Genomic DNA, 19,752 nt, shown 5'->3' with positions numbered 1-19,752 from the left:
AAATGGTAAGGGTTAAAGTGAGGATGGTTAGCAGGCGCAGGCATCATCGGGGCCGCAAACGGCGCCGCTCGTGGCCTCGATGAAAAAGGCGGTGAACTGCTGGTGCACCTGTTGCAGCAGCTCGGTATTGAGGCAGTAGCAGACCGTGAGGCCGTCGATTTCGCCGCGTATCAAATCCAGCGCCTTCAACTCCTGCAAGTGCTGAAATACGGTGGTGCGGGACAGGGGCAGCTCGGCGGCGATGTCGCCGGAGATGCAGGTCTTTTTGCTGGCCAGGAACTGGATGATGGCCACTCGCGCCGGGTGGGCCAGGGCCTTGGCCACGCGGGCTAGGTGCTGCTGCTCTTCGGTGAAGGCGGCGGTTTTAGCGTAGGTCATGAGGATGAATCGGGGAGTGCGTTGGGAATAGATGCTGGCGCGGCAGCCGTGGCGGCCAGCAACTGGGCGAGCAGGATTTCGGCCCGCTGGTAGGCGCGCTGTTCGGCCGCTTTCAACCGCTGCTCGCCGCCGCCGCCGGGTTGGCCGTTGTAGCTCTGGGTCTGGAGCCGCAGGCCTTCCAGGACGAGGCATTCGGTGCGCAGCACCCGTTCGAGCACCACGCGTAGCAGGGGATGAACCAAGGTATCCGCGTTGGAAGACATAGCAGTCAGGAGCAAAGCCGGAAGTATGTCGCAAATATACGACATAGAATGACGTAAGTTTACGACATAGCTAAAATATTTCTTCCTGGGCGGAAAACGAGCTGTATTAAGGCATTGCTGGCGGCGCGAGCCCATTGGGCCAGGCTATGCAGGAGTTCGCTGCGCTACCGTGCTACGCACCGCTCCCGTTGGTCGCGTTCTTCCTATCCTTCTCGCAAAAAAATCCTCCCACCGGCCCGGCCCAGGCAGCGGCGCTTACTCGGGGGCGGGGCCGGCTCTCCGCTACTCCCGTTGGTCGCGGCGGAATGCCGGCCCCGCCCCCGGTGCGCTTTGCAGCCCCGCCCGGGCCTCCCTCCTTTTTTAATGGCTGCTGGCCGAACCGGCAAGGGTCGGTACCGCCAGCGCAGTGCTTGAGCCAGCGAGCCGCTGGCAAAATCAATATGGAACAAAGGGGAAGGAGGGTTTAAGCGGCCAAAGCGGGCAGTTGATTTTGGTGAAATATTGTTGTCTTTTTAGCAACAAAAACACTCAAAAATGCGTTTAATAGGATAAGCAAGTGGTTGTTCACTATCATCTTAGCCCCGTCAGACGTCATGCTTAATCCTGAATTCTTTCCTACCCCGGCCGCCGTTATTCAGCGCATGCTCGAACCGTTTTTCAATCCCGCTCCTACCGGCGACGAAGCCGAGAGCGGCGACCGGTACCGCCGGTACAACCCGGCCGCGGCAGCTTTGCGCAAGCTTACTATCCTGGAGCCCAGCGCCGGCAGCGGGGCCATCGTGGACGAGCTGACGGCCTGGCTGGACCGCGAGGACTACCACAGCCGCAGCGGCAAGCAAAACGTGTATTGCTGCGAAGCCGACCCCGACCTGCGTGCCGTGCTGCACGACAAGGGCTACAAAGTCATTGCCAACGACTTCCTGAGCTACCGGGGCGACCATTTTATCGATTTGATTGTAATGAACCCGCCCTTTTCCAACGGCGACCGGCATTTGCTCAAGGCTTGGGACGTGGTAGCCGCCGGCGGTGACGTGGTGTGCCTGCTCAACACCGAAACGCTGGCCAACCCCTACACCGAAACCCGGCAGCTGCTGGCCCGCCTCATCGAGGACCACGGCACCAGTGAGGAGCTGGGGGCCGTTTTTGCTGAGGCCGAGCGCCCCACCAACGTAGGGGTGAGTATGGTTCGGCTGCACAAGCCCGCCAAGGCCGACCGCCTCACGTTTGAGTTCAGCAGCCGGGGCCGCCGGGGGCCGGAGCTAAACGAAAACCTCTTCGCTAATGCCGTGGCCACCCGCGACGTTATCGGCAACATGGCGGCCGAATACGAAGGCCTGAAAGCGCAGTACGCCGCTTACCTCCAAGCCCGTGAGGGCATGAAGTTCTACGCCAAAAGTCTGCTGCGCAACGACTACCAGGACGTGCTTAAACTGGCCGAGGCCAGCTTGGAGCGCGGCAGCCTGCGCACGAGCTACAACAACTTCGCCGACGAGATGAACCAGCAAATCTGGGGGCTGGTACTCGATAAGGTGAACATTCAGAAGCTGATGACGGCCGACGTGCGCCGCAACTTCGCGGCCTTCAGCAAAGCCCAGGGCTACCAGGAATTCACCCACGAGGCAGTGGCTGAGCTGGTGGCGCTGGTGCTCGACAACCGCGAAACCATCATGGAACAGGCCGTGGAATCGGTGTTCGACACCTTTACCAAGTACCACAAGGAAAACCGCCTGCACGTCGAGGGCTGGGTAACTAACTCGCAGTGGAAAGTGAACCGCAAGGTGATTCTGCCCTACGCGGTGGAGGAAAGCTATTCGGGCAAGGGCTTCCGGGTGAACTGGAGCCGCCGCGACGACTACGCCGACATTGACCGGGTGATGTGCTACCTGACGGGCGAAAACTACGATACCTGCGTGGGCATCGATACCGCCCTTGACCGCTACGGCAATCAGAACCCCAACCCGAACGGCGTGTACACGGTCTACAGCCGGTTCTTCGAAATCCGGGCCTTTAAGAAAGGCACCGTGCACCTCATTTTCCGCGAGGAATTTCTCTGGCAGGAGTTCAACCTTCGGGCTTGCGCCGGCAAGCAGTGGCTGCCCGGCCCCGAAATGGCCGCCTACCGCGCCCGCCAGGCCAAAGCCGCCACCGCGAAGACCCACCCCTTAGTGCCCGAGGCTGAGCCGCTGGCCGCGCCCGGTACCCAAATGCAGCTGCAGCTTGCGGCCTGAGCACCGATGCCAGCGGGCGGGCTACCGTCCGCTGGCACGTGACCGGGGCAGTGGAGTATCGCTCTGCTCCTTCTCCCGTAAGGCAGGGAAGCGTTATACTGCTTGCATGAAAACCCCATCCCCTCCCTCGGCTCCGCCCGGTGCTGCCCCGCCGGCGGGCCAGCAGTTCAGCCACCTGCTGCGCCACGGCCGCTTCTCCTTCACCGAGCGCGAGCTGCAGGAACACCTGCAAATGACTTACCGCACTATCAAGCAGCGCGAAGCCGACCCCTCCGGCCTGACCGTGGCCGAGGCGCTCCGGGTAGCCGAGCTGCTGGCCGTGCCCGTGCAGACGGTGCTGGATGCGGCCCTGGCCGATGCACAGGCGGCCAGGTCGAAGCAGTAGCCCGGTTTGGCACATTTTTGCCTAACTTTCGTTTGCCGTAGTAGACCACTCAGGCAAAACAGCATGGATACCCTCGTAAAATTCGGCCCCAAGGAAGCAACCCGCGAGCAGCGCCAGGCGCTGTCGGACCGGGCGGCCGCGCTGAACGCAACCCAAGACCGCAAGCTGAGCCCCTTTGCCGAGCAGCTGAGCCAGCGCTACATCAACGGCGAGCTGAGTCTGGCCGAGGTTAACGCGCAGCTTGACGCGCATTACCAAGCCCAGACTCAGAAGCCGATACCCACGCGGGGAGCCGATGGCATCCTGGCGGTGGCACCCCGGCCGGCTCCCGCCGTGACCAAGGCCCGCTCTTTATCGCACTAGCCCTTCGCTTCAATTCTATTCGCTAACGCCCTGCCGGTTGGTGGGGCGTTTTGCTTGCTTACCCAGTTCCCGCGCAGGTTTCCTCTATGACTGACGGTTTTACCGACCCCCACACCGGTGTCCTGATTAATAAGCTCAACATTGCCGATGAGGACAAGCTGGCCGAGGTCGAAGGCAACCGCTTCCACTTCCGCCTGCTGGAGGTGCTGGCCGGCCACGTGGAAGTGACGCCTCACAATGCCCAGGGCCTGCAGGCATTGCACCGCCACCTTTTTCAGGATGTGTACCCGTGGGCCGGCGAAACGCGCGCCTGGGGCGAGTTTCAGGCTACCAAGTCAACATCGGCCGATAAGGACGGTCCCGGCCTGTACACCATGTACTTTGGCAGCTACCAGCAACTGCCCGCGCACCTGGATGCCATCGGGCAACAGCTGGCCGCTGAGCGCTTTCTGAAGGGGCTGGATAAAGACCAGTTCGTGGCCCGGGCGGCCTACTATTTCGACCAGTACAACTACGCCCACGCCTTTCGGGAGGGCAATGGCCGGACCTTGGGCGCGGCTTTTCAAGTGCTGGCGGAGAATGCCGGCTACGACGTGAACCTCGTCGCGCAGTTGCACCCCAAGCAATACAACCAGGCCCGGGACTATGCTATTCTACGGCCCACCGGGAACCCGGAAACCGATTTGCAGCCGCTCCGCGCCTTTTTTGGCCAGATTACCACGCCGCTTCCGGAACTGGTGCTAGCCCCGGCCGCGCCCGTGGTAGTGCCCGAGTTTCTGCGGCGCGTGGATGCCATGCGCGAGGTACAGCAGAGCCAGGAGCCTATATGGCGCGCGCTGCTGGGAGGGCGTCACACCGGGGTAGCCCGGCAGATTATGCAGGGCACCCGCGGCGTGGTGCATCCCGATGCGCAGCAGCCGGCGCGGCTGGCTATTCTCAAAACCGGGGCCGAGCTGCTGGCGCAAATGCCCGTTAAGATGGAAGATGCCCGGCTGCGCCAGCGCGTGGCGCGGTTGCTAAAGGCATTGCCTCTGGTTACGGTGGTGCTGCTGGTAGTCGGGCCTCCGCTGCAGGCCGCGCCATCCGCCAGCCCGGAACCACCGAAAATACCCGTAGCCAGTAAAGACGAGCCGCTGCAAAAAGCACCGGAGTTAAAGCGTCGAGGCCCAAAGCTGTGAGTTCGAAATAGAGCTGATTTGTTGCCTCCCAGGACGCCGGTGCGAGCTTTTATTCGTATCTTGTATTGGTGGAAAAAGCACTCTATTTCTCCGAAAACGAGCAAATCAAGCAGCAGCGTCGCGAGGTGGTAAAGTTTGCAGTTGGCGTGTCAATGAGTCAAAATCGACCGCCCTCGACGCTGCTGGTGGAGTTGCAGAACCAATACATTGCCGGGCAGATTGACCTGGCGCAATTGTCGGCCGCGCTCGACGCCGAGTACCAGCCAGCTCCCGGCTTTGACCCTTTCGCTAGGTATGCGCCCGGAGCAGGCCCGCAAGTAGAGCCGGCCCATCAGTACGACCCATATCTGCACTTTGATGAATCGAGCGTAGGTCCTCGCCTGCCGTAGCTTTACTGAGTCCGGCTGATTTAGCGCAACTATAGGGCCTGAAAAGATGTTTAAATAGAATAGGGACTGCTATTGGCTTTCTCCCTCTGGTTCCCAATCCAGCTTTCGGGAATATGCTTCCCTGTCACACGAAAGGCTAATAGCCCCGGCTCACATATCCTGTACTCATGGAAAAGCTCACCCCTTCTGCTACGGTTGCAACGCCCGAGCCGCAGGTCGTACCGGCCCCCCTGGCCGAGCACCTGCCAACTCTATTGTGGGACGTAGACCCCGATACCATCGACCAGCAGGCCATGGCGCGTACCATCGTGCAGCGCGTCATTCAGCGCGGGAGCAAAGAAGACTGGGCTGCCATGCTGGAATATTACGGCAGGCCCCGCGTGCAGGAAATCGTTGAAACGGTACCCTATATGTCGGATGCCGCCATTGCGGCCGTATGCCAGTTCTTCCACATCGAAAAGGAAACGCTTAGATGCTACCAGCGCAAGCAGTCGATACCGCAAACCTTCAACTCCTAGCGCAGCTCATGCAGGAGCCCTTGCTGAAGCCGTTCGTCCTGGTAGGGGGAACGGCTTTGGCGTTACATCTGGGTCACCGTCGCAGCCGCGACCTCGACCTGTTTTCGGACGGCCCCACCCCGATTGACGGAGAAATCAAGGACCTGCTGATAAGCAAATATAAGATGCGGGCCGACGGCGCGCTCCAACGAATGCGGGCCCAGGAGCCGGAATGGGACAAAGCCGCCATTCAGGGTGTCATCGGCCAGGTGAAAACCGATGTGGTGAATTATGGCTTCCCGCTGTTACGACCGCCCGTGCTCTATCCCGACTCCAACATTCGTATGGCTTCACTCGAAGACCTGGGCGCTATGAAGCTGGCCGGTGTGGTGATGAGCGGCGAAAGGCTCCGCGACTTCGTGGACGTGGCCGCGCTGAGCGAAAAGCTCACTTTGAACCAGATGCGCCAAGCCTATGAAGGCCGCTTTAATACATCATCATCCGAAGTGCCCCGCGCCCTGGCCTTCCACGGCGACATCGACTTTAACATGAAGCCCGAAATGCAGGGTTACCGCTGGCCGGCCATTGCCGCGCGCCTGGAGCAGATGCAGCGCAGCCCCGACCTCCTGTTTCCACCCATCGTGGAGCAGCGGCTAGTGATGCCGGTGCTGGGGCCAATGGCAGAGGAAAATGCCAAAGCCTTACTGCCAGACCAACAAAAAGCCCCCGAGCCGAAGCGCCGGGGGCTTAAGCTATAAGCAGCAGAAATAGCCTAGAAAGGCTTGTACCGCTCGTAGGGATTGAATGGATTGCGGTTGGGCGGCGTGACCTTACTGGAAAGTCCCCAGAACTTGCTTAGGCCAAAGAGCACCAGCCCCCAGGTGGCGGCAGTGCTGCCCCAACTGGGAGCCCAAGACGAATACAGAAAGGCGATAATCGCCGCGAAAATCAGGAAGCTACGCATACCAACACGGGTTAAATCTTCACGCTAACTAGGCAGGCAACGCAGTGTGGGCACTTTTCGTTGCTTCTGCCCAGCTGCTGAGCTTGACAATGCCTATTTGAAAGTCCGGGCTTTGAGCAGGTCGGCGTTAGTAAGCTTGAGCTTGACGTTGCGCCCGCCGCCCTTTTCGTACACCTCGATGATGAGCTGCTTTTGCTCGGGGATGGTGAATTTTTTGAAGATGTAGACCTGTTCGAGCTGGCCTTTGGCGTCAATCTTTTTCAGGCCCCCATTGAAGACGTAAATGGGCGTGATTTCTAAGGCCTGCTCGGCCGTGCGCTTGGCCACCTGCTTATCCTGAATGTAGAATTTGACGAAGTCCACGTCGTAAGTCACGTTCGATTTGTTGGCAACGTGCAGCGGAAAAAACAGGGTTTCCTGCTTGTAGCCCACGTTGCCGGCGCGCACGCTGAGTTGGTTGGCACTCTCGCTGGCCGAGGTACCGCCCGCCGCCAGCGCTTGCCGGGAGTAGGCATCCAGATTGCCCTGCGGGATGGGCGAGTTCGATAAAATGGCTTCCCCTTGCGCCGATGAAGCCGAGCCGGCCGCGCCCAGGTCGAGGCTGAGCACCTTAGGGTCGTGCTGGTAGTTCACCACGAAGGAGTACAGCTTTCCATCCGAGGTGAGCACCGTCATGTTCGATTCCGGAAAGCCGGCCGAAGCGGCTTTCACCCGCACGATATTTTCCGCGCCGGTGGCCTTGGCCGCAATCAGGCCCGAGCTGCCCAGGTCGACGTAAGTGATAGGAAAAGGGAACACTAGATGAGTCGTTTTCTGGTCGCTGATATAGAGCGGATAGGTCGGCAGCTTATTGGCTTCCGAGTATTGCAGCATCCGGGCGGCCGAGGTCTGGGCCTGCACCGGAACAGCCGCCAGGCCGAGTAAAAGGGCGCTGGTAGCAAATAGGGTGGTTTTCATGGGAAGGAGTCGTTAGTCTTTATCTACTTTGAGCATCACGTTGTAGCCGGCCTTCAGGCGGACTTTGACCAAGCGGATTTTCTTCTGGCCAATGCCTTTCACGGCGCTAACCGCCACGCCTGCCGCGGCCATGGCTGGGTCGGCGCTCATCGTCATCATGTCGGCCGCACCGAGTCCTTCGGCACCAGCCTGTTTTGCGGCATCGCGGGTAATGGCGCCGGGAATGTGCAGGCCTTCCAGCCCATCCACGTCGTACACTTCCAGCGCCGCCGGAAACACACTGTTGCCCGATTTGAGGGTTTCAATGGCAATGCTGAGCCGCTCGCCAGCCAGGCTGCACTTGCCATAGATAAAGGTGTTGGCTGGCAGAGAGTGGCCATTGATGACGGCCGATTCGGTGAGGCGCATTTTCACCAGTGAGCCACTGACCACTTCCTGCGATTCGTGGATGACGGCCGGTAGGGTGTTTCCGTCGCCACCCGTGCCGGTTTCAGCATCAAAGCCCTGAAAAGAGGCCGTGCGCTTGCGCCCCGGCCCGTTGGAGCCCAGGCGTGACACCACGGCATCATCATCGATGGCCCGCAACCGGGTGGTAGGTTTCTTCTTTTTCGGTAGGGCTGCAACCGTGCGCGGGGCCGCTCCTCCCCCACCGGCACTGTTCGATTGGGCCAGCAGTGCCGCCATTTGCAGCTGGGCTTTCTGCTCGGCCAGGTCGCGTTCGTGCTGGCTGCGCATTAGCTCCATTTGTTCCTGCGGGGTGAGGGCCCCTGGGGCTGTTGTGGCAGGGACTACGGTGCCGGGCGCAACTCCGCCGTTCATCTGGGCCTGCTGTGCGGCAATGAGCTGCTGCTGGGCCTCAACCACCGACTTATCGACGGAGCCGTTGGGTCCCGCCTTGCCATCGGCCCCCACCGCGTAGGAAAGGCCCGAGCCCGAAGTCGTATCGAGGCGTGCATCGACCAGGCCCCGGTTGCGCAGGGTATCAACCGGGCTGGCGTAGGCTTCGAGCTTGCTGCTGGTAATGGTGCCCTTCTCGGCTTTGGGTAAGTTGGTGTTGAAGCCGGTTTCGGTGTTCTGCGCTGCCGCCGGCGTGCCCTGGCCGCCCCCGCCCAGGTAGAACATCACGGCCAGAAAGGGCACGCCTACCACCGGCAGAAAGGTGGCCATCTTGCGGGTGCGAAGAAATTGCGCGTCGTGCGGCGCGTTGGTTGCCGTTGCCATAACAGGGGAGGATTAGCGAGGAAGCGTATTCAGGTCTTCATTCTTGAGCACCCGCCAGTTTTCCATCAGAAAGCCGTGGGGATTATTTTCCGAGCGGGTCACGTCGCGCAGGGAGCACTCGGAAAGGAAATTGCGGGTGGTAACCGAGGTGGCCCGAATGACGCGCTGGTGCCCGTAGCACCGCGCCACCATCGGGCGCGAATTGGACACTACCACGCTATCCACCGTCATTTCCAGGCTGATGTTGGCGGCAATCAGGTCGTTATAGAAGCCCTTCTCCTTGAAGTTCTCGTACTGCCGTTTGGCCGAGTTATCAGCCAGGTATAGGGCCTTATTGACGTTGCTGTCGATGGCTTTCTGGTCAGGGTCGAGCGTGAAAAACAACTCGTGGAAGCGCGTGACGTGGCTGCGTGCCTCCACCGGCCGGTTAGCCCGCGCATCCCGCGCCCCAGCCGTGAGCAGCTGCCCACCTTCCAGCACATAGATGCGATTGGCCGCGGCGTTGGTGGTTTGGAAGGCGAAGTAGGCGATGGTGCCGGCCAGCACCAGCACGGCCACAATGAAAATAAGCGCCAGGGTTTTTACCTGCTGAAAAGCCGAATCAATGGTTTTGAGGGAAGCAAACATGGGAAAAGGAAATAGTGGGAAATCACCGCGCAACCAGGGCTAGCCCCGTAGCCGGTTGACGAAGCTGGCCGCCCGTTCGCGCACCGCCGTGCCAGCCCGGTGACCTGCGGCCTCACTCCGCGTCATGTTGCCCGAGGCAGCATTGCCAGCTAACGCCTGCCCGGCCCCAACTGCCGCCCCAAGGCCCGATGCGGCCCCGGATACGCCGGCCGCGCCCGCCCGCCCGGCTGAACCTGCCGCCGCGCCAGCCATAGCCGCCCCACCACTCATAGCCGATTGCATGGCCCGGGCGGCCTGGCCTGCCCCGGAAGCCGCAATCATCATATCGGTGATGAAGGGAATAATCAGGTACCCCGTGATGGCAATGCACAGAAACACGAGGTAGCCGAAGTCGGCCGAGTCAACGCCTTGGTTAGAGGTCAGGCGGGTGATGTCGCCCTGTAGCATCATTATCTGAAACTGGCCCATAATGGCTCCGAAAATGTTGGCCACGGGCACCCACAGGCTGATGGTGATGAATTGCCCCAGCCATTTAGGAATGGAGTTGCCGAAGCCTGGGAAGATGGCCAGCCCAAAAGTGAGCGGTCCTAGCACCGACAGCACGATGAGCAGGAAGGTGGCCAGCACGTTGATGAGCAGCCGGGCCGCGACATGGAACAGCTCCAACGTGTTCTTCATCCACTCGCGGAAGTTCTGGTTCACATCGTACTTGAGCTTATCAAACGAGAGCGACAGCTGCTGGCCCATGTTCATCATGCCCAGTTCGTCGAGCCGCTTCTCGTAGGCCTCGTCCGTGGCGAAGTACTTGTTTTCGGGCCGGGCGGCCAACAACGCCTTTTTTTGGTCCTGCAAGGCCGTAATCTGGGTGGTCTGGTCCACCCGGACCGAGTCCGTGCTTGATGCCAGCGCGCCGGTGATGCCGCGCAGGCCGCCGAGCAGCTGCGGAAACAGCAGGATGGCCAGCCCAATTAGAAATGGGCGCAGCAACGGATACAGGTCGATAGGCTCGGCGCGGGCAATGTGGCCCCACACCCGGGAGCTGATGAAAATGAGGGCTCCCACCCCGCCCACGGCCCGGCCCAGAGTGACGAACTGCGCCACCAGGGGCAGCATGGAATCATAAAGCCGGCTGAGCATCTGCTCCATTTCGAGCATTTGCGCGGTGATGGAATTCATTTCCATAGTCGGGTGATTTGGGGCTGGTGAATGAAAGCGAAAGGGCTACTGCTTAGCGCCCACGAGGGTGAGCACCGACGCCCGGTCCTGAATGGCCTGCTGCTGGGAGAGAGCCACAGCGCGGCATTTATTGGTGTAATAGGTCATCAGGTATTGCTGCTGCTGCATCTTGTCGCCAATCTTGTTGATGAATTTGATGCGTTGCGGGTCCGTCATTTCCGCCCGGTTCGCAGTCATAATGGTGGCCAGCTCGCCAATCAGGGCCACGTTTTCCTGCAGCAGCACCTGGTACACTTGTGCCGCTTCGGTTACCTGATTTGGGGAGAGGCCGCGCCCGCGCAGGTCGGCCACGCCCGAGCTGAACTGCGAAATCATCGAGGCCTGCGCGGCGTAGATTTCCCGCACCCGGCGGTAGTTGCGCACCCCCGCGCTTATCTGTAGCAAACTGCTGTACCACTGCGCGTGCAGGGCCTGCGTCTGGTCCACGATGCCCTTAATCTTGCCGCTTACCACTTGCATATCGCCGGCCAGGGCCTTGCCCCGCCCCAATAGGGTGGTCGAAACGCCCTGGTGCACAATCTGCTTGCGCGAGCTGGATTCAGCGATGGGCGCGGAAATAACGGCCGGAGCTTGGGCAAAGCCCTGCTGTGCGCTCAGCCCCAGGCCAAGCAGCAACATGGTGGTGAATGCTTTCATCGGGAGAGGAAGGGTTAGTGCGCGCCCATGAGGCTGAGCAGCGCCTGGTGGTCCTGTTCGACCTGCTGGGCGGTCTTGAGTACCATCATGTTGCGCCGGGTGAAGTAGTTGACTAGGCCCAGCTGGTCAGTAATTTTGGCGTCCAGCGTGTCGATGAATTCCATTCGTTCCGCGTCGGTCATCTTGAGCATGGACGGGCTGGTAATGGTGGCCAGGTCGGACACCGTGTTGGCTCCTTCGGCCAGCATCTTCGTGTAGATGGATACCATCTCCGTCAGTTGGGCCGGCGTGATGTAGCGCGAGGTGCGCAACACATTGATGGCCGAGGAGTAGGTCGAGATAATCTGGGTTTGCTTGGCGTAAATGGCCCGCACCCGGCGGTAGTCGCGCACTGCGCTGCTCACTTTCAGCAGCCCGTCGTACCAGGCCTTGTGCTGCTCCATGTTCTTGAGCGAATAGGTCTTGGTCAGCTCCTGTTCTTTCACGCCCAGGGCTACCAGCTTGTTGGCCGCCGCTTCCAGCCCCTTCATGGTGTTCTGCAGGCCGGTTTGTACGCCGCTTTGCACTTCCAGCACCGGGGCCGTTACTACCAGCTGGGCTGACGCTTTCGAGGCGCTGAAGCCCAGCAGCGCCAGGCTGAGGATGCCAATCTTCGTTTTCATAGGGAAGGCAAGTGGTTGAAGGAGGTGACGCTAGAGTGTCCGCGTGTAGGGGTGTTCCAAATACATCATGTGCCGTTCGGCCGCGAAGCGCACCCGACCGATGCTAGAATCCACGCTCTGCAGCGTCGGCAGGGCCTGGGTGGCCGTCACGTTGGGCTCCTGGATGAGCGGCAGCAGCATTTTCATGGCTTCTTCGCACTGCGGCGTAAAGCCGTTCCAAGTGACCACATCTTCGGGCTTCACGCGATTCATGCCCCGCGAGCGGACTACCGTGCGCAGCACGTAGCGGTAGCGCTTCCAGATGTTGGCCACCACGGGGTGCTCCTTCACCGCACCGTTCAGGTCGCTGGTCTCCCAGGTATTCACGGCCTGCGCGAAAGACCGGGCGGCGGTGATGTCAGCTTTTTCGGCTTTGGGAGCCGACGCTAAGCTATCGGCAAACGCCACGGCGGCCACGGCCACGGGGGAGGTGGAAACGGTTGGAGGAGCTGTTTCGACGGCTCTATTGTCCATCGCCGTCGTAGCCTTGTCGGAGCCGCAGCCAATTAGCAAAGTGGCCAAGCCTAGTATTGGAAGCGTGATTTTCGTTTTCATGATTTTTCCCTTTGGTTGAAATCAGCCGCCCTACCCTTCGCGCAGCTCATTGGCGAAAAGCTTGATGGCCGTGGGCATGTCGCCGGTCTGCCTGAGCTTCTCAAACAGCCGCACTTTCTCGGTTTCCTCGGTGGTGTAGGTCACGTATTCTTCCTTGGACACCTCGATGGCGTACACTTTCGACACGACCCCACCCAGGCTGATGAATACCTCCGTGTAGCGGCCCCGCGTGGCCTTGTTGTCGCGGTTGATGCTCAGCACCAGGTCTTTTTCCTTGGGCGTGAGCGAGAGCAGCGCCTGAATCTCATCGAAGCGGTTGATGAACTTGCGCTGGTCGAGCAGAATCTTGCAGTCCGAGTTGTTGATGATGGCGTCCTTGACAATCTCGTTGCCGATGATGTCGTCGATTTCCTGCGTCACCACGATGGCCTCGCCGAAAAACTTGCGCACCGTCTTAAAGAGGTACTTGATGTAGGCGGCCATGCCCGGCGTGGTCAGCGCCTTCCAGGCCTCTTCAATCAGAATCATCTTCCGCACCCCTTTCAGCTTGCGCATCTTGGAGATAAAGGTTTCCATAATGATGAGCGTGACCACCGGAAACAGGATGGGATGGTCCTTGATGTTGTCCAGCTCGAACACGATGAAGGGAGCCTGCACCAGGTCCAGCTCTTTCTCGGAGTTCAGCAGGTAGTCATACTCACCGCCCCGGTAGTAGGGCTTGAGCACGTAGATGAAGTTATCGATGTCGAAATCCTTCTCCCGGACTCTTTCCTCCTCCAGAATCTTGCGATAAGGTCCTTTAACAAACTCGTAGAACGTGTTGAAGCTCGGCTTGATAATCGCGTTAGCTTCGAGCATTACGTAGTACAGACTGACGGCAGTAGAGAGCGACACGTACTCCGACTGGCTCACGCTTTCGTCGTCCTTTTTCCAGAGCGCCTGCAGCAGCGTTTTGATGGATTCCTTCTTCTCCACGTCCAGCTTGCCCGAAATCAGGAAGGGGTTGAAGGCAATCGGGTCGTCTTCCTCATAAGTGAAGTACACCCCGCCCACCAGCTCGCAGAGGCCCTTGTAGGAGTTGCCGGTATCCACCAGCAGCACGTGCGCGCCCTGCTCGTAGTACTGGCGCACCATGTGGTTGGTGAAAAACGACTTGCCCGAGCCCGAGGGCCCGAGCACGAACTTGTTGCGGTTGAAGATGATTTGCTTCTTCATCGGCTCATCCGAAATGTCCACCAGCACGGGTTTACCCGTGAGCCGGTCGGAGAGCTTGATGCCCTTGGTGGCCCCGGTGCTGCGGTAGTTGGTTTCGGAGGCCCAGAAGCAGACGGCCTGCTCGATGAAGGTGTAGAAGGTTTCCTCCGAGGGAAAGTCGCCGGCGTTTCCCGGTATGCCGCCCCAGTAGAGCGCGGCGATGTCCACCGTGTTCTGCCGCGGCTTGCAGTTCATGGCGTTGAAGGCCGCGTTTACCAGCTTGCGCACCTCGGTCAGCTCCTCCTCGTGCCGGCCCCAGGTGAGCACGTTGCAGTGCACCCGCACCGGCCGGCGCTTGTGGGCAATCAGCTCGTTGAGGAAGGCATTGTAATACTCGAAGTTGATGGCGTTCTGCCGCGAGTAGAGCGAGAGCGAGTTGAGCCGGTCCTTCTTCTGCTCGAAGGTCTTGACGGTCTTCTGGGTGTTGTCCAGAAACACGTACTGGTTCAGGATGTGGTTGGCACCCAGCAGCAGCCCCAGCGGCGCGGCAAACGAAATGGGGAAGTCCGAGTATTCGGTGCTGTATTGCTCGTAGCGAATGTCGGTTTCCACCGAGGTGGGCAGGTCATCGAGGTTGGCCACCGAAAACATCTGGCAGAACTCCGCGCCCACTTTCAGCCCTTCGGTCAAATCCAGGTCCACCTGCAGGGCCTGGTCGGACAAATCCAGCGCCAGGTACTTTTCCAGCAACCCGGCTTTATCGGCCGTGCCGGCCAGCTCATCCGAGGTCAGGCGGTGCGAGCGGATGTAGGGAGCGTTGGTCGGCCCCACCCCTTCCAGGGTGCGCACGAACTGGCCCACATTGTCGAAAAAGCTCTCCAGCACCTTGGTGTCGAGCATATCTTTCGGCACGATATTGCGCCGGGCCAGCAGCCCCGACGTGCTGCCCCAGTTGGGCCGCTCCGACGAGGTTTTGGTGATGTAGAGGTAGCAGAAGTGGTTGAGGAAGGGCCGCTCGTTGAAGTGGCGCTCGTAGGCCGACGACAGCAGCGTGCGCTCGGCCTCGAAGCCGGGCGCGTACTTATCCTCCACGTACCAGTCCTGCTTGTGCACCACGCAGTGGTCGGGCAGCAGGCGCACGGCCTTCACGAAGGCGGCCTGCAACTGGGCATAGTCTTCGCGCGAGAGCGTGAAGATTTCGGGCAAATCCAGCCGAAACGCCACGGTCACGTCCGCATTTTTCGAAATGAGGCAATCCTTTTCCACCTTGTAGATGGGCTGCTTGGATTCCAGGGAAACGGAGGGCAGAACCTTATTGCTCATAAGCTGAAGAAAGCACCCAAAACCAGCCGCGCCTAGCGGCTGGTTGGGTCCTCGTTGAGGCGTTGGAATAAGCGGCTGTGCCGGTTGGTGATGTATTTGGGCGACGAGCGCCGGGCGGCGGCCTTCATCAGCCCATGCTCGCCAAAGCGGCGGTTCAGGGCGAATACGCCGGCCCACATCCCGCCACCGGCCAGGAAGGTGACCAGCACGGTGAGCACCAGCGGCAGGCCCAGCAGGTAGCAGGTCACGAACAGGGCAAACACCAGCCCGATGCCGGCGGCCAGAAAGTAGATGTTGCTGCCCACCAGTCCCTTGAATTCGACGGGCTTGTTGATGCCGCGATTGAGGTCGTAGATGGGCATGGCAGCGGCTTAGAGGAAGAAGGAGCGCACCACCGTGGCCACGATGACCAGGAAAATCATCGAGCCAAACCACGACACGGCCGTTTTCTGGGTGTCCTGGTCGCCGGAGTTCCATTTGCCATACACCTTGATGGCCCCCACCAGGCCCAGCACCGCCCCGATGGCGTACATGAGCTTGGTAAGCGGGTCGAAGTAGCTGGTGACCTGGGTGGTGGCATCCTGAATGCCGGCCGTGCCATTGCCGCCCCCGGTCTGGGCGTAAAGTAGTTGCGAGCTGAATAGCAAGACCACGAGGGCCAGCGAGGTAACGAAAGGTTTCTTAGTCATGGCAAAGGAAAAGGAGTCGGGAATCAATGATTAGGGAGAAAGCAGGCCGCGCTACTCATCGTCGGGGCCGAATAGGTCATCCAGCTCGGCGTGGTTGAGGGCCATCTGCTGGGCCATTTGCTCGGCCAGGGTGGTGCCGGCCAGCTCGACCGGCGGCGCGGGCTGCTGACCAGCTTGCAGCAGGGTCAGGTACTCGGCGACCGAGGCGGCGGACACTAGCTTGGGTAAACCCACCGGGGCGATGTCCAACCGCGAGGCTACCGGTTCCTCGAAGCTGGCCAGCGGCTCGTAGCCATCGGCCACCAGGGGCAGCTGCACGGTTTCAGGCTCCAGCACCCCGCCAGTTGCCTTATCCGCAGTCTCGGATTCCTGGGGCAGGTTGTGGGCTTCGCGTCGGACCAGCGCAGCCAGGTGCTCGTCGGCCTGGTCGGCTTCCTCGGTGCGGTTTTCATCCTGTGCCTGCGCCTCGTCGCCCGCGGCGGCCGTCGCCTCCATCGGGGCGGTATCGCTGGTGCTTTCATCGTGGCCAGTAGCCGTGCCGGTGGAGTCAGGAAGTGCCCCGCTGACCAATGGCTCGGCGGCAGCCGGCAGGTTCTGGTCCGCGCCGGCTTCGGGACGTTCCGCGTCATCGGCTTCCTCTCGGGCTTCGGTGGCCGCTGGCGTGGCCTTCACGAAGGCCGAGGTGGGGCGCACCAGTGAGGGCGGAGTCACCGTGCTGCCGCCCACGCCGGCGAGCTGGGCACCGGCCAGCTTTTTGCCCGGCGTCAGCAGGGCCGTGAGTTCTACCCGGTAGTAGAGCAGGCCCACCACCAGGTAGTAGAGAACAACCACAACCAAAACGAAAAGGCCAAACTGGCCCCAGGAATAGGCGCTGAGCATCGCGGGGAAATAGCGTGGCACCCCAGGCCGACCGGCCCGGGCGTGAACTTGCCAAACCGTGATTTGACGCTACAAACCTATCCGGGCTATAAACCGCTTGGGTAGAAAGTTGACGAATGGTTAGAATTCGATGGTGAGGTGCAGCCCCGATACACGAACGGCACCACATTCAAGCCTGAATTTTAGAGAAAAGAAGCTTGGCTGTTGCAGAACTTGCTGGACGGCTCACTAAGCGGGTAGGCGGGCTGTCAAAAGCACGTAAATGGCCCATTTGCCATTCTTTCCAGTTTGAATCGGCTTATCAACCCCTTGTTTCCAGACGCCACACCGAGTTGAGCAACCGCCACGAGCGAATGATTAGCGGGGCGCAGAGTGATGACTTGCCCGGCTGCGCTCGCCATTCGTTTTTAACTCGGCGGGAGTATTCCCCGTTGAACGGAATCGGCTGTTGACCTTCCCTATGCTCCTATTTTTCCGCATCTCCTGGCTGCGCATGGCGGCCGCGTGGGGGGCGTTTGCCTTCTTCATGATGCTGGTGGCGTACGGGCAGGCCATTACGGGCACCGGGCCGTTGCAATGGCGCACGGTGCTGCTGGGGCCGCTGCTGTACGGGCTGATTGGGACCCTGCTCACACCGGTGGTGTTTGTGCTGGCAGCGCGCTTCGACCTCACGGCCGGCCGCGCCCGCTGGCTGCCCTACCTGCTGGTGCACGCGGCCGCCAGCGTGGCCCTCACGGTGGCCTACCGGGCCTTGTTCATGGCCACACTCTACCTGGTAGGCGGCTCGAATGCGCCCGTTTCATGGGTCACGATTCTGGCGGGATTTAATTTCTGGATTCCGCTCTACTGGATGGTGCTGTTCGTGGCCTACGCCCTCGACTACCACGACAAGTGGCAGCGCCGCAACCTCGACGCAGTGCGCCTGGAAATGCAACTGGTGCAGGCCCAGCTGCACGCCCTCAAGCAGCAGCTCAACCCGCACTTTTTGTTCAATACTCTCAACGCCATTGCCACCCTCATCGGCGACGAGCCCGCCGCCGCCCAGCGCATGATGGCCAAGCTCGGCGAGTTTCTGCGCCTGGTGCTCGACCACTCCGATGCTCAGCAGGTGCCGCTGGCGCAGGAGCTACACTTCGTGGAGCTGTATCTGGACATGGAGCAGGTGCGATTTTCTGACCGGCTGGCTGTGACCTACGAGGTGGACCCAGCTGCGCTCTCGGCCCTGATTCCGCACCTGCTGCTGCAGCCCCTGGTGGAAAATGCCGTGCGCCACGGCCTGAGCGCGGGGGGCACCGGCCGCCTGCATATTGCCGCCGAGCGGCAGGGCCAGCAGCTGGTGGTGCAGGTGCGCGACTCCGGCCCCGGCCCTGAGCAGGCCGGCCCCCGGGGCGTGGGCCTCGAAAATACCGAGCAGCGCCTGCGCGCCCTCTACGACGACCGGTACGCGCTGCGCCTGCTGCCCGCGGCCGGGCAGGGCACCGTGGTGCGCATCGAACTACCCTTTCACCACTAATCCGTGGCAATGGCCCCCATTCAAACCCTGATTGTGGACGATGAGCCGCTGGCCCGCCGGCGCATTGCCCAGCTGCTGGCCGGCCAGCCGGGCTTTGTCATCGCGGGCGAGTGCGGCACCGGGGCCGAGGCGGTGGCCGCGCTCTCGCACGGACCGGCCGTGGATTTAGTGTTTCTGGACGTGCAGATGCCCGATTGCAACGGCCTGCAGGTGTTGCAGCAATTGCCGGCCCAGCCGCGGCCGTTGGTGGTATTCGTGACAGCCTACGACCGGTATACGCTGCAAGCTTTTGAGGCCCACGCCGTGGATTACCTGCTCAAGCCCCTGGACCCGGACCGCTTCGCGCGCTGCCTGGCCCACGTGCGCCAGCGGGCCAGTCAGGTGGCCGCACCGGCCTGGGCGGCGCTGGTGCAGGCGCTGCCCGCCCCGCCGCCGATGCCTTTTTCCACCCAGCTGCTGATTAAGCAGCCCGGGCGCTTCTACTTCGTGCCCGTCGAGCAGGTGCATTACCTCGAAGCCACCGGCAACTACGTCACGGTGCACGCGCCCGGTGAAACCCACCTAGTGCGCGCCACGCTCACCCAGCTGGCCAGCCAGCTCGACCCGGCCCGCTTCCTGCGCATTCACCGCTCGCTGATTGTGAACACCACTCACATCAAAGAGCTGCGGCCCTGGACGCACGGCGAGTACCTGCTCACGCTGCACGATGGCACGCACCTGACCTCTTCGCGCAGCTGCAACGAGGGCATTCAGCAGTTTCTGCGGCAATTTGTCTCTTAAGTACAGCTATTGGCTGGGCCAACTGCTTAAGAAATATTGCTGTTCGTCCCGCTAAAAGGCCACTTCGTCACGGTGGATAAACACTGCTTACTTATCGGCCGTATGAGCGGGTGTCGGGCCGCATTCGTGGCGCAGCCATGCTTTGCCAGCTTATATGCCCCAAACTACTACTTCGCTACCTAGCCCCGTGGCTTTACTCCCGGCCCCGGCCGAGCATGAGCTGGTGCAGCGCCTGCTGGCCCGGGACGAGCGCGCTCTGGGGCAGTTGTACGAGCAGTACGCCCGGAATCTGTTCACCGTCATTCTGCGGGTGGTGCAGGACGAGGCGATGGCCCAGGACGTGCTGCAGGAAGGCTTGCTCAAGGTCTGGCTCAGCATTGGCAGCTACGAGGCCACGCGGGGCCGTCTGTTCACCTGGATGGTGCGCGTGTGCTGCAACCAGGCCATTGATGCCCTGCGCAGTCCGCGTCACCGCTTTCACCGCCGCAATCCGTCGCTGGAGGCTGCCGGAGCACACTATAGCCCGGCTCCCACGGCCTTTTATCCCGAGCACATTGGCGTGCGCGAGCTCATCGTGCAACTAAAGCCCCGGCAGCGGGAAGTCATGGACCTGCTCTATTTCGGCGGCTGCACCCAGGCCGAGACGGCCGAGCAGCTGGCCATTCCATTGGCCACCGTAAAAACCCGGGCGCGCGCCGCTTTGGCCGTGCTCTCCCGCATGGCCCGCTAGGGGCAGCGCCTACCTAAGCAGCATCTTCCTAATTAACCTGTTTCATCTCTCATTTTTTACTTTACC

General features: G+C 61.0%; 24 protein-coding genes. 10 read left to right on the top strand and 14 right to left on the bottom strand.

Translation table 11 applies throughout. From position 1 onward, the window contains the following. Positions 1-27 precede the first annotated feature (27 nt). Together MUN82_RS21785 and MUN82_RS21780 are read right to left on the bottom strand one after the other, a co-directional pair. Complete coding sequence (locus MUN82_RS21785; protein ID WP_196294770.1) at positions 28-378, bottom strand: ArsR/SmtB family transcription factor; 351 nt, start codon at positions 376-378, stop codon at positions 28-30. After that, the gene (locus MUN82_RS21780) at positions 375-641 is read right to left on the bottom strand and encodes a hypothetical protein (RefSeq protein WP_196294769.1); all 267 of its coding nucleotides are present in this window, start codon (positions 639-641) and stop codon (positions 375-377) included. Before MUN82_RS21780 ends, MUN82_RS21785 begins: the two co-directional genes overlap by 4 nt. A gap of 593 nt (positions 642-1,234) precedes the next feature. Between MUN82_RS21780 and MUN82_RS21775 the strand changes: the two genes are divergently transcribed. The 7 genes from MUN82_RS21775 (at position 1,235) to MUN82_RS21745 (ending at position 6,439) form a co-directional block, all read left to right on the top strand. Then, positions 1,235-2,869 (top strand): DUF4942 domain-containing protein, encoded by a 1,635-nt coding sequence (locus tag MUN82_RS21775; RefSeq protein ID WP_245097783.1) that lies wholly within the window; start codon positions 1,235-1,237, stop codon positions 2,867-2,869. Positions 2,870-2,975: 106 nt separating this feature from the next. Continuing rightward, the gene (locus tag MUN82_RS21770) at positions 2,976-3,254 is read left to right on the top strand and encodes a hypothetical protein (RefSeq protein WP_196294767.1); all 279 of its coding nucleotides are present in this window, start codon (positions 2,976-2,978) and stop codon (positions 3,252-3,254) included. 63 nt (positions 3,255-3,317) lie between these two features. After that, on the top strand, positions 3,318-3,617 hold the full coding sequence (locus MUN82_RS21765; RefSeq protein WP_196294766.1) for an antitoxin VbhA family protein: 300 nt from the start codon (positions 3,318-3,320) through the stop codon (positions 3,615-3,617). A gap of 86 nt (positions 3,618-3,703) precedes the next feature. Then, entirely contained in the window at positions 3,704-4,795 is a 1,092-nt protein-coding gene (locus tag MUN82_RS21760) for a Fic/DOC family protein (RefSeq protein WP_196294765.1), read from the top strand. A gap of 68 nt (positions 4,796-4,863) precedes the next feature. Beyond that, a complete protein-coding gene (locus MUN82_RS21755; protein WP_196294764.1) occupies positions 4,864-5,184 on the top strand; it encodes an antitoxin VbhA family protein in 321 nt (106 codons plus the stop codon). 167 nt (positions 5,185-5,351) lie between these two features. Continuing rightward, positions 5,352-5,702, top strand: a complete 351-nt coding sequence (locus MUN82_RS21750; RefSeq protein WP_245097781.1) for a DUF6922 domain-containing protein — start codon at positions 5,352-5,354, stop codon at positions 5,700-5,702. Positions 5,703-5,710: 8 nt separating this feature from the next. Beyond that, positions 5,711-6,439, top strand: a complete 729-nt coding sequence (locus MUN82_RS21745) for a nucleotidyl transferase AbiEii/AbiGii toxin family protein (protein WP_196294762.1) — start codon at positions 5,711-5,713, stop codon at positions 6,437-6,439. A gap of 14 nt (positions 6,440-6,453) precedes the next feature. On the opposite strand, the gene MUN82_RS21740 is transcribed toward MUN82_RS21745, so the two are convergent. The 12 genes from MUN82_RS21740 to MUN82_RS21685 form a co-directional block, all read right to left on the bottom strand. Further along, positions 6,454-6,645 (bottom strand): hypothetical protein, encoded by a 192-nt coding sequence (locus tag MUN82_RS21740; RefSeq protein ID WP_196294761.1) that lies wholly within the window; start codon positions 6,643-6,645, stop codon positions 6,454-6,456. Positions 6,646-6,738: 93 nt separating this feature from the next. Next, positions 6,739-7,602 (bottom strand): conjugative transposon protein TraN, encoded by an 864-nt coding sequence (gene traN, locus MUN82_RS21735; RefSeq protein ID WP_196294760.1) that lies wholly within the window; start codon positions 7,600-7,602, stop codon positions 6,739-6,741. A gap of 12 nt (positions 7,603-7,614) precedes the next feature. Next, complete coding sequence (traM, locus tag MUN82_RS21730) at positions 7,615-8,823, bottom strand: conjugative transposon protein TraM (protein ID WP_196294759.1); 1,209 nt, start codon at positions 8,821-8,823, stop codon at positions 7,615-7,617. Positions 8,824-8,835: 12 nt separating this feature from the next. Next, positions 8,836-9,450 (bottom strand): conjugative transposon protein TraK, encoded by a 615-nt coding sequence (gene traK, locus MUN82_RS21725; RefSeq protein WP_196294758.1) that lies wholly within the window; start codon positions 9,448-9,450, stop codon positions 8,836-8,838. Between the two features lie 39 nt (positions 9,451-9,489). After that, the gene (traJ, locus tag MUN82_RS21720; protein WP_196294757.1) at positions 9,490-10,626 is read right to left on the bottom strand and encodes a conjugative transposon protein TraJ; all 1,137 of its coding nucleotides are present in this window, start codon (positions 10,624-10,626) and stop codon (positions 9,490-9,492) included. A gap of 45 nt (positions 10,627-10,671) precedes the next feature. Then, on the bottom strand, positions 10,672-11,322 hold the full coding sequence (locus MUN82_RS21715; RefSeq protein ID WP_196294756.1) for a hypothetical protein: 651 nt from the start codon (positions 11,320-11,322) through the stop codon (positions 10,672-10,674). Positions 11,323-11,336: 14 nt separating this feature from the next. Beyond that, positions 11,337-11,984, bottom strand: a complete 648-nt coding sequence (locus MUN82_RS21710; protein WP_198070539.1) for a hypothetical protein — start codon at positions 11,982-11,984, stop codon at positions 11,337-11,339. 30 nt (positions 11,985-12,014) lie between these two features. Then, on the bottom strand, positions 12,015-12,578 hold the full coding sequence (locus MUN82_RS21705; protein ID WP_245097778.1) for a hypothetical protein: 564 nt from the start codon (positions 12,576-12,578) through the stop codon (positions 12,015-12,017). A 30-nt stretch (positions 12,579-12,608) separates the two neighbouring features. Next, positions 12,609-15,095 (bottom strand): TraG family conjugative transposon ATPase, encoded by a 2,487-nt coding sequence (locus MUN82_RS21700; protein WP_196294753.1) that lies wholly within the window; start codon positions 15,093-15,095, stop codon positions 12,609-12,611. Positions 15,096-15,127: 32 nt separating this feature from the next. Then, positions 15,128-15,457 (bottom strand): DUF4133 domain-containing protein, encoded by a 330-nt coding sequence (locus MUN82_RS21695; RefSeq protein WP_196294752.1) that lies wholly within the window; start codon positions 15,455-15,457, stop codon positions 15,128-15,130. 9 nt (positions 15,458-15,466) lie between these two features. Further along, positions 15,467-15,784, bottom strand: a complete 318-nt coding sequence (locus MUN82_RS21690; protein ID WP_169533834.1) for a DUF4134 domain-containing protein — start codon at positions 15,782-15,784, stop codon at positions 15,467-15,469. Between the two features lie 51 nt (positions 15,785-15,835). Beyond that, positions 15,836-16,615, bottom strand: a complete 780-nt coding sequence (locus MUN82_RS21685) for a hypothetical protein (protein ID WP_245097776.1) — start codon at positions 16,613-16,615, stop codon at positions 15,836-15,838. A gap of 508 nt (positions 16,616-17,123) precedes the next feature. Between MUN82_RS21685 and MUN82_RS21680 the strand changes: the two genes are divergently transcribed. The 3 genes from MUN82_RS21680 (at position 17,124) to MUN82_RS21670 (ending at position 19,686) form a co-directional block, all read left to right on the top strand. Then, positions 17,124-18,176 (top strand): sensor histidine kinase, encoded by a 1,053-nt coding sequence (locus MUN82_RS21680; RefSeq protein ID WP_196294750.1) that lies wholly within the window; start codon positions 17,124-17,126, stop codon positions 18,174-18,176. A gap of 9 nt (positions 18,177-18,185) precedes the next feature. Then, positions 18,186-18,956 carry a LytR/AlgR family response regulator transcription factor gene (locus MUN82_RS21675; RefSeq protein ID WP_196294749.1) on the top strand — a complete coding sequence of 257 codons (771 nt, stop codon included), beginning with the start codon at positions 18,186-18,188 and terminating at the stop codon, positions 18,954-18,956. 154 nt (positions 18,957-19,110) lie between these two features. Beyond that, positions 19,111-19,686 carry an RNA polymerase sigma factor gene (locus tag MUN82_RS21670; protein ID WP_245097773.1) on the top strand — a complete coding sequence of 192 codons (576 nt, stop codon included), beginning with the start codon at positions 19,111-19,113 and terminating at the stop codon, positions 19,684-19,686. The last annotated feature ends 66 nt before the right edge of the window (positions 19,687-19,752 follow it).

Origin of the sequence: Hymenobacter aerilatus, assembly GCF_022921095.1 — a bacterium.
Lineage (GTDB): Bacteria > Bacteroidota > Bacteroidia > Cytophagales > Hymenobacteraceae > Hymenobacter > Hymenobacter aerilatus.
This window is presented reverse-complemented; position numbering and strand designations above follow the sequence as displayed.

Bases quoted from the DNA above. Each gene is read 5' to 3' on its own strand.
- MUN82_RS21785 (WP_196294770.1), bottom strand. From the start codon at position 378: ATGACCTACGCTAAAACCGCCGCCTTCACCGAAGAGCAGCAGCACCTA.
- MUN82_RS21780 (WP_196294769.1), bottom strand. From the start codon at position 641: ATGTCTTCCAACGCGGATACCTTGGTTCATCCCCTGCTACGCGTGGTG.
- MUN82_RS21775 (WP_245097783.1), top strand. From the start codon at position 1,235: ATGCTTAATCCTGAATTCTTTCCTACCCCGGCCGCCGTTATTCAGCGC.
- MUN82_RS21770 (WP_196294767.1), top strand. From the start codon at position 2,976: ATGAAAACCCCATCCCCTCCCTCGGCTCCGCCCGGTGCTGCCCCGCCG.
- MUN82_RS21765 (WP_196294766.1), top strand. From the start codon at position 3,318: ATGGATACCCTCGTAAAATTCGGCCCCAAGGAAGCAACCCGCGAGCAG.
- MUN82_RS21760 (WP_196294765.1), top strand. From the start codon at position 3,704: ATGACTGACGGTTTTACCGACCCCCACACCGGTGTCCTGATTAATAAG.
- MUN82_RS21750 (WP_245097781.1), top strand. From the start codon at position 5,352: ATGGAAAAGCTCACCCCTTCTGCTACGGTTGCAACGCCCGAGCCGCAG.
- MUN82_RS21745 (WP_196294762.1), top strand. From the start codon at position 5,711: ATGCAGGAGCCCTTGCTGAAGCCGTTCGTCCTGGTAGGGGGAACGGCT.
- MUN82_RS21740 (WP_196294761.1), bottom strand. From the start codon at position 6,645: ATGCGTAGCTTCCTGATTTTCGCGGCGATTATCGCCTTTCTGTATTCG.
- traN (WP_196294760.1), bottom strand. From the start codon at position 7,602: ATGAAAACCACCCTATTTGCTACCAGCGCCCTTTTACTCGGCCTGGCG.
- traM (WP_196294759.1), bottom strand. From the start codon at position 8,823: ATGGCAACGGCAACCAACGCGCCGCACGACGCGCAATTTCTTCGCACC.
- traK (WP_196294758.1), bottom strand. From the start codon at position 9,450: ATGTTTGCTTCCCTCAAAACCATTGATTCGGCTTTTCAGCAGGTAAAA.
- traJ (WP_196294757.1), bottom strand. From the start codon at position 10,626: ATGAATTCCATCACCGCGCAAATGCTCGAAATGGAGCAGATGCTCAGC.
- MUN82_RS21715 (WP_196294756.1), bottom strand. From the start codon at position 11,322: ATGAAAGCATTCACCACCATGTTGCTGCTTGGCCTGGGGCTGAGCGCA.
- MUN82_RS21710 (WP_198070539.1), bottom strand. From the start codon at position 11,984: ATGAAAACGAAGATTGGCATCCTCAGCCTGGCGCTGCTGGGCTTCAGC.
- MUN82_RS21705 (WP_245097778.1), bottom strand. From the start codon at position 12,578: ATGAAAACGAAAATCACGCTTCCAATACTAGGCTTGGCCACTTTGCTA.
- MUN82_RS21700 (WP_196294753.1), bottom strand. From the start codon at position 15,095: ATGAGCAATAAGGTTCTGCCCTCCGTTTCCCTGGAATCCAAGCAGCCC.
- MUN82_RS21695 (WP_196294752.1), bottom strand. From the start codon at position 15,457: ATGCCCATCTACGACCTCAATCGCGGCATCAACAAGCCCGTCGAATTC.
- MUN82_RS21690 (WP_169533834.1), bottom strand. From the start codon at position 15,784: ATGACTAAGAAACCTTTCGTTACCTCGCTGGCCCTCGTGGTCTTGCTA.
- MUN82_RS21680 (WP_196294750.1), top strand. From the start codon at position 17,124: ATGCTCCTATTTTTCCGCATCTCCTGGCTGCGCATGGCGGCCGCGTGG.
- MUN82_RS21675 (WP_196294749.1), top strand. From the start codon at position 18,186: ATGGCCCCCATTCAAACCCTGATTGTGGACGATGAGCCGCTGGCCCGC.
- MUN82_RS21670 (WP_245097773.1), top strand. From the start codon at position 19,111: ATGCCCCAAACTACTACTTCGCTACCTAGCCCCGTGGCTTTACTCCCG.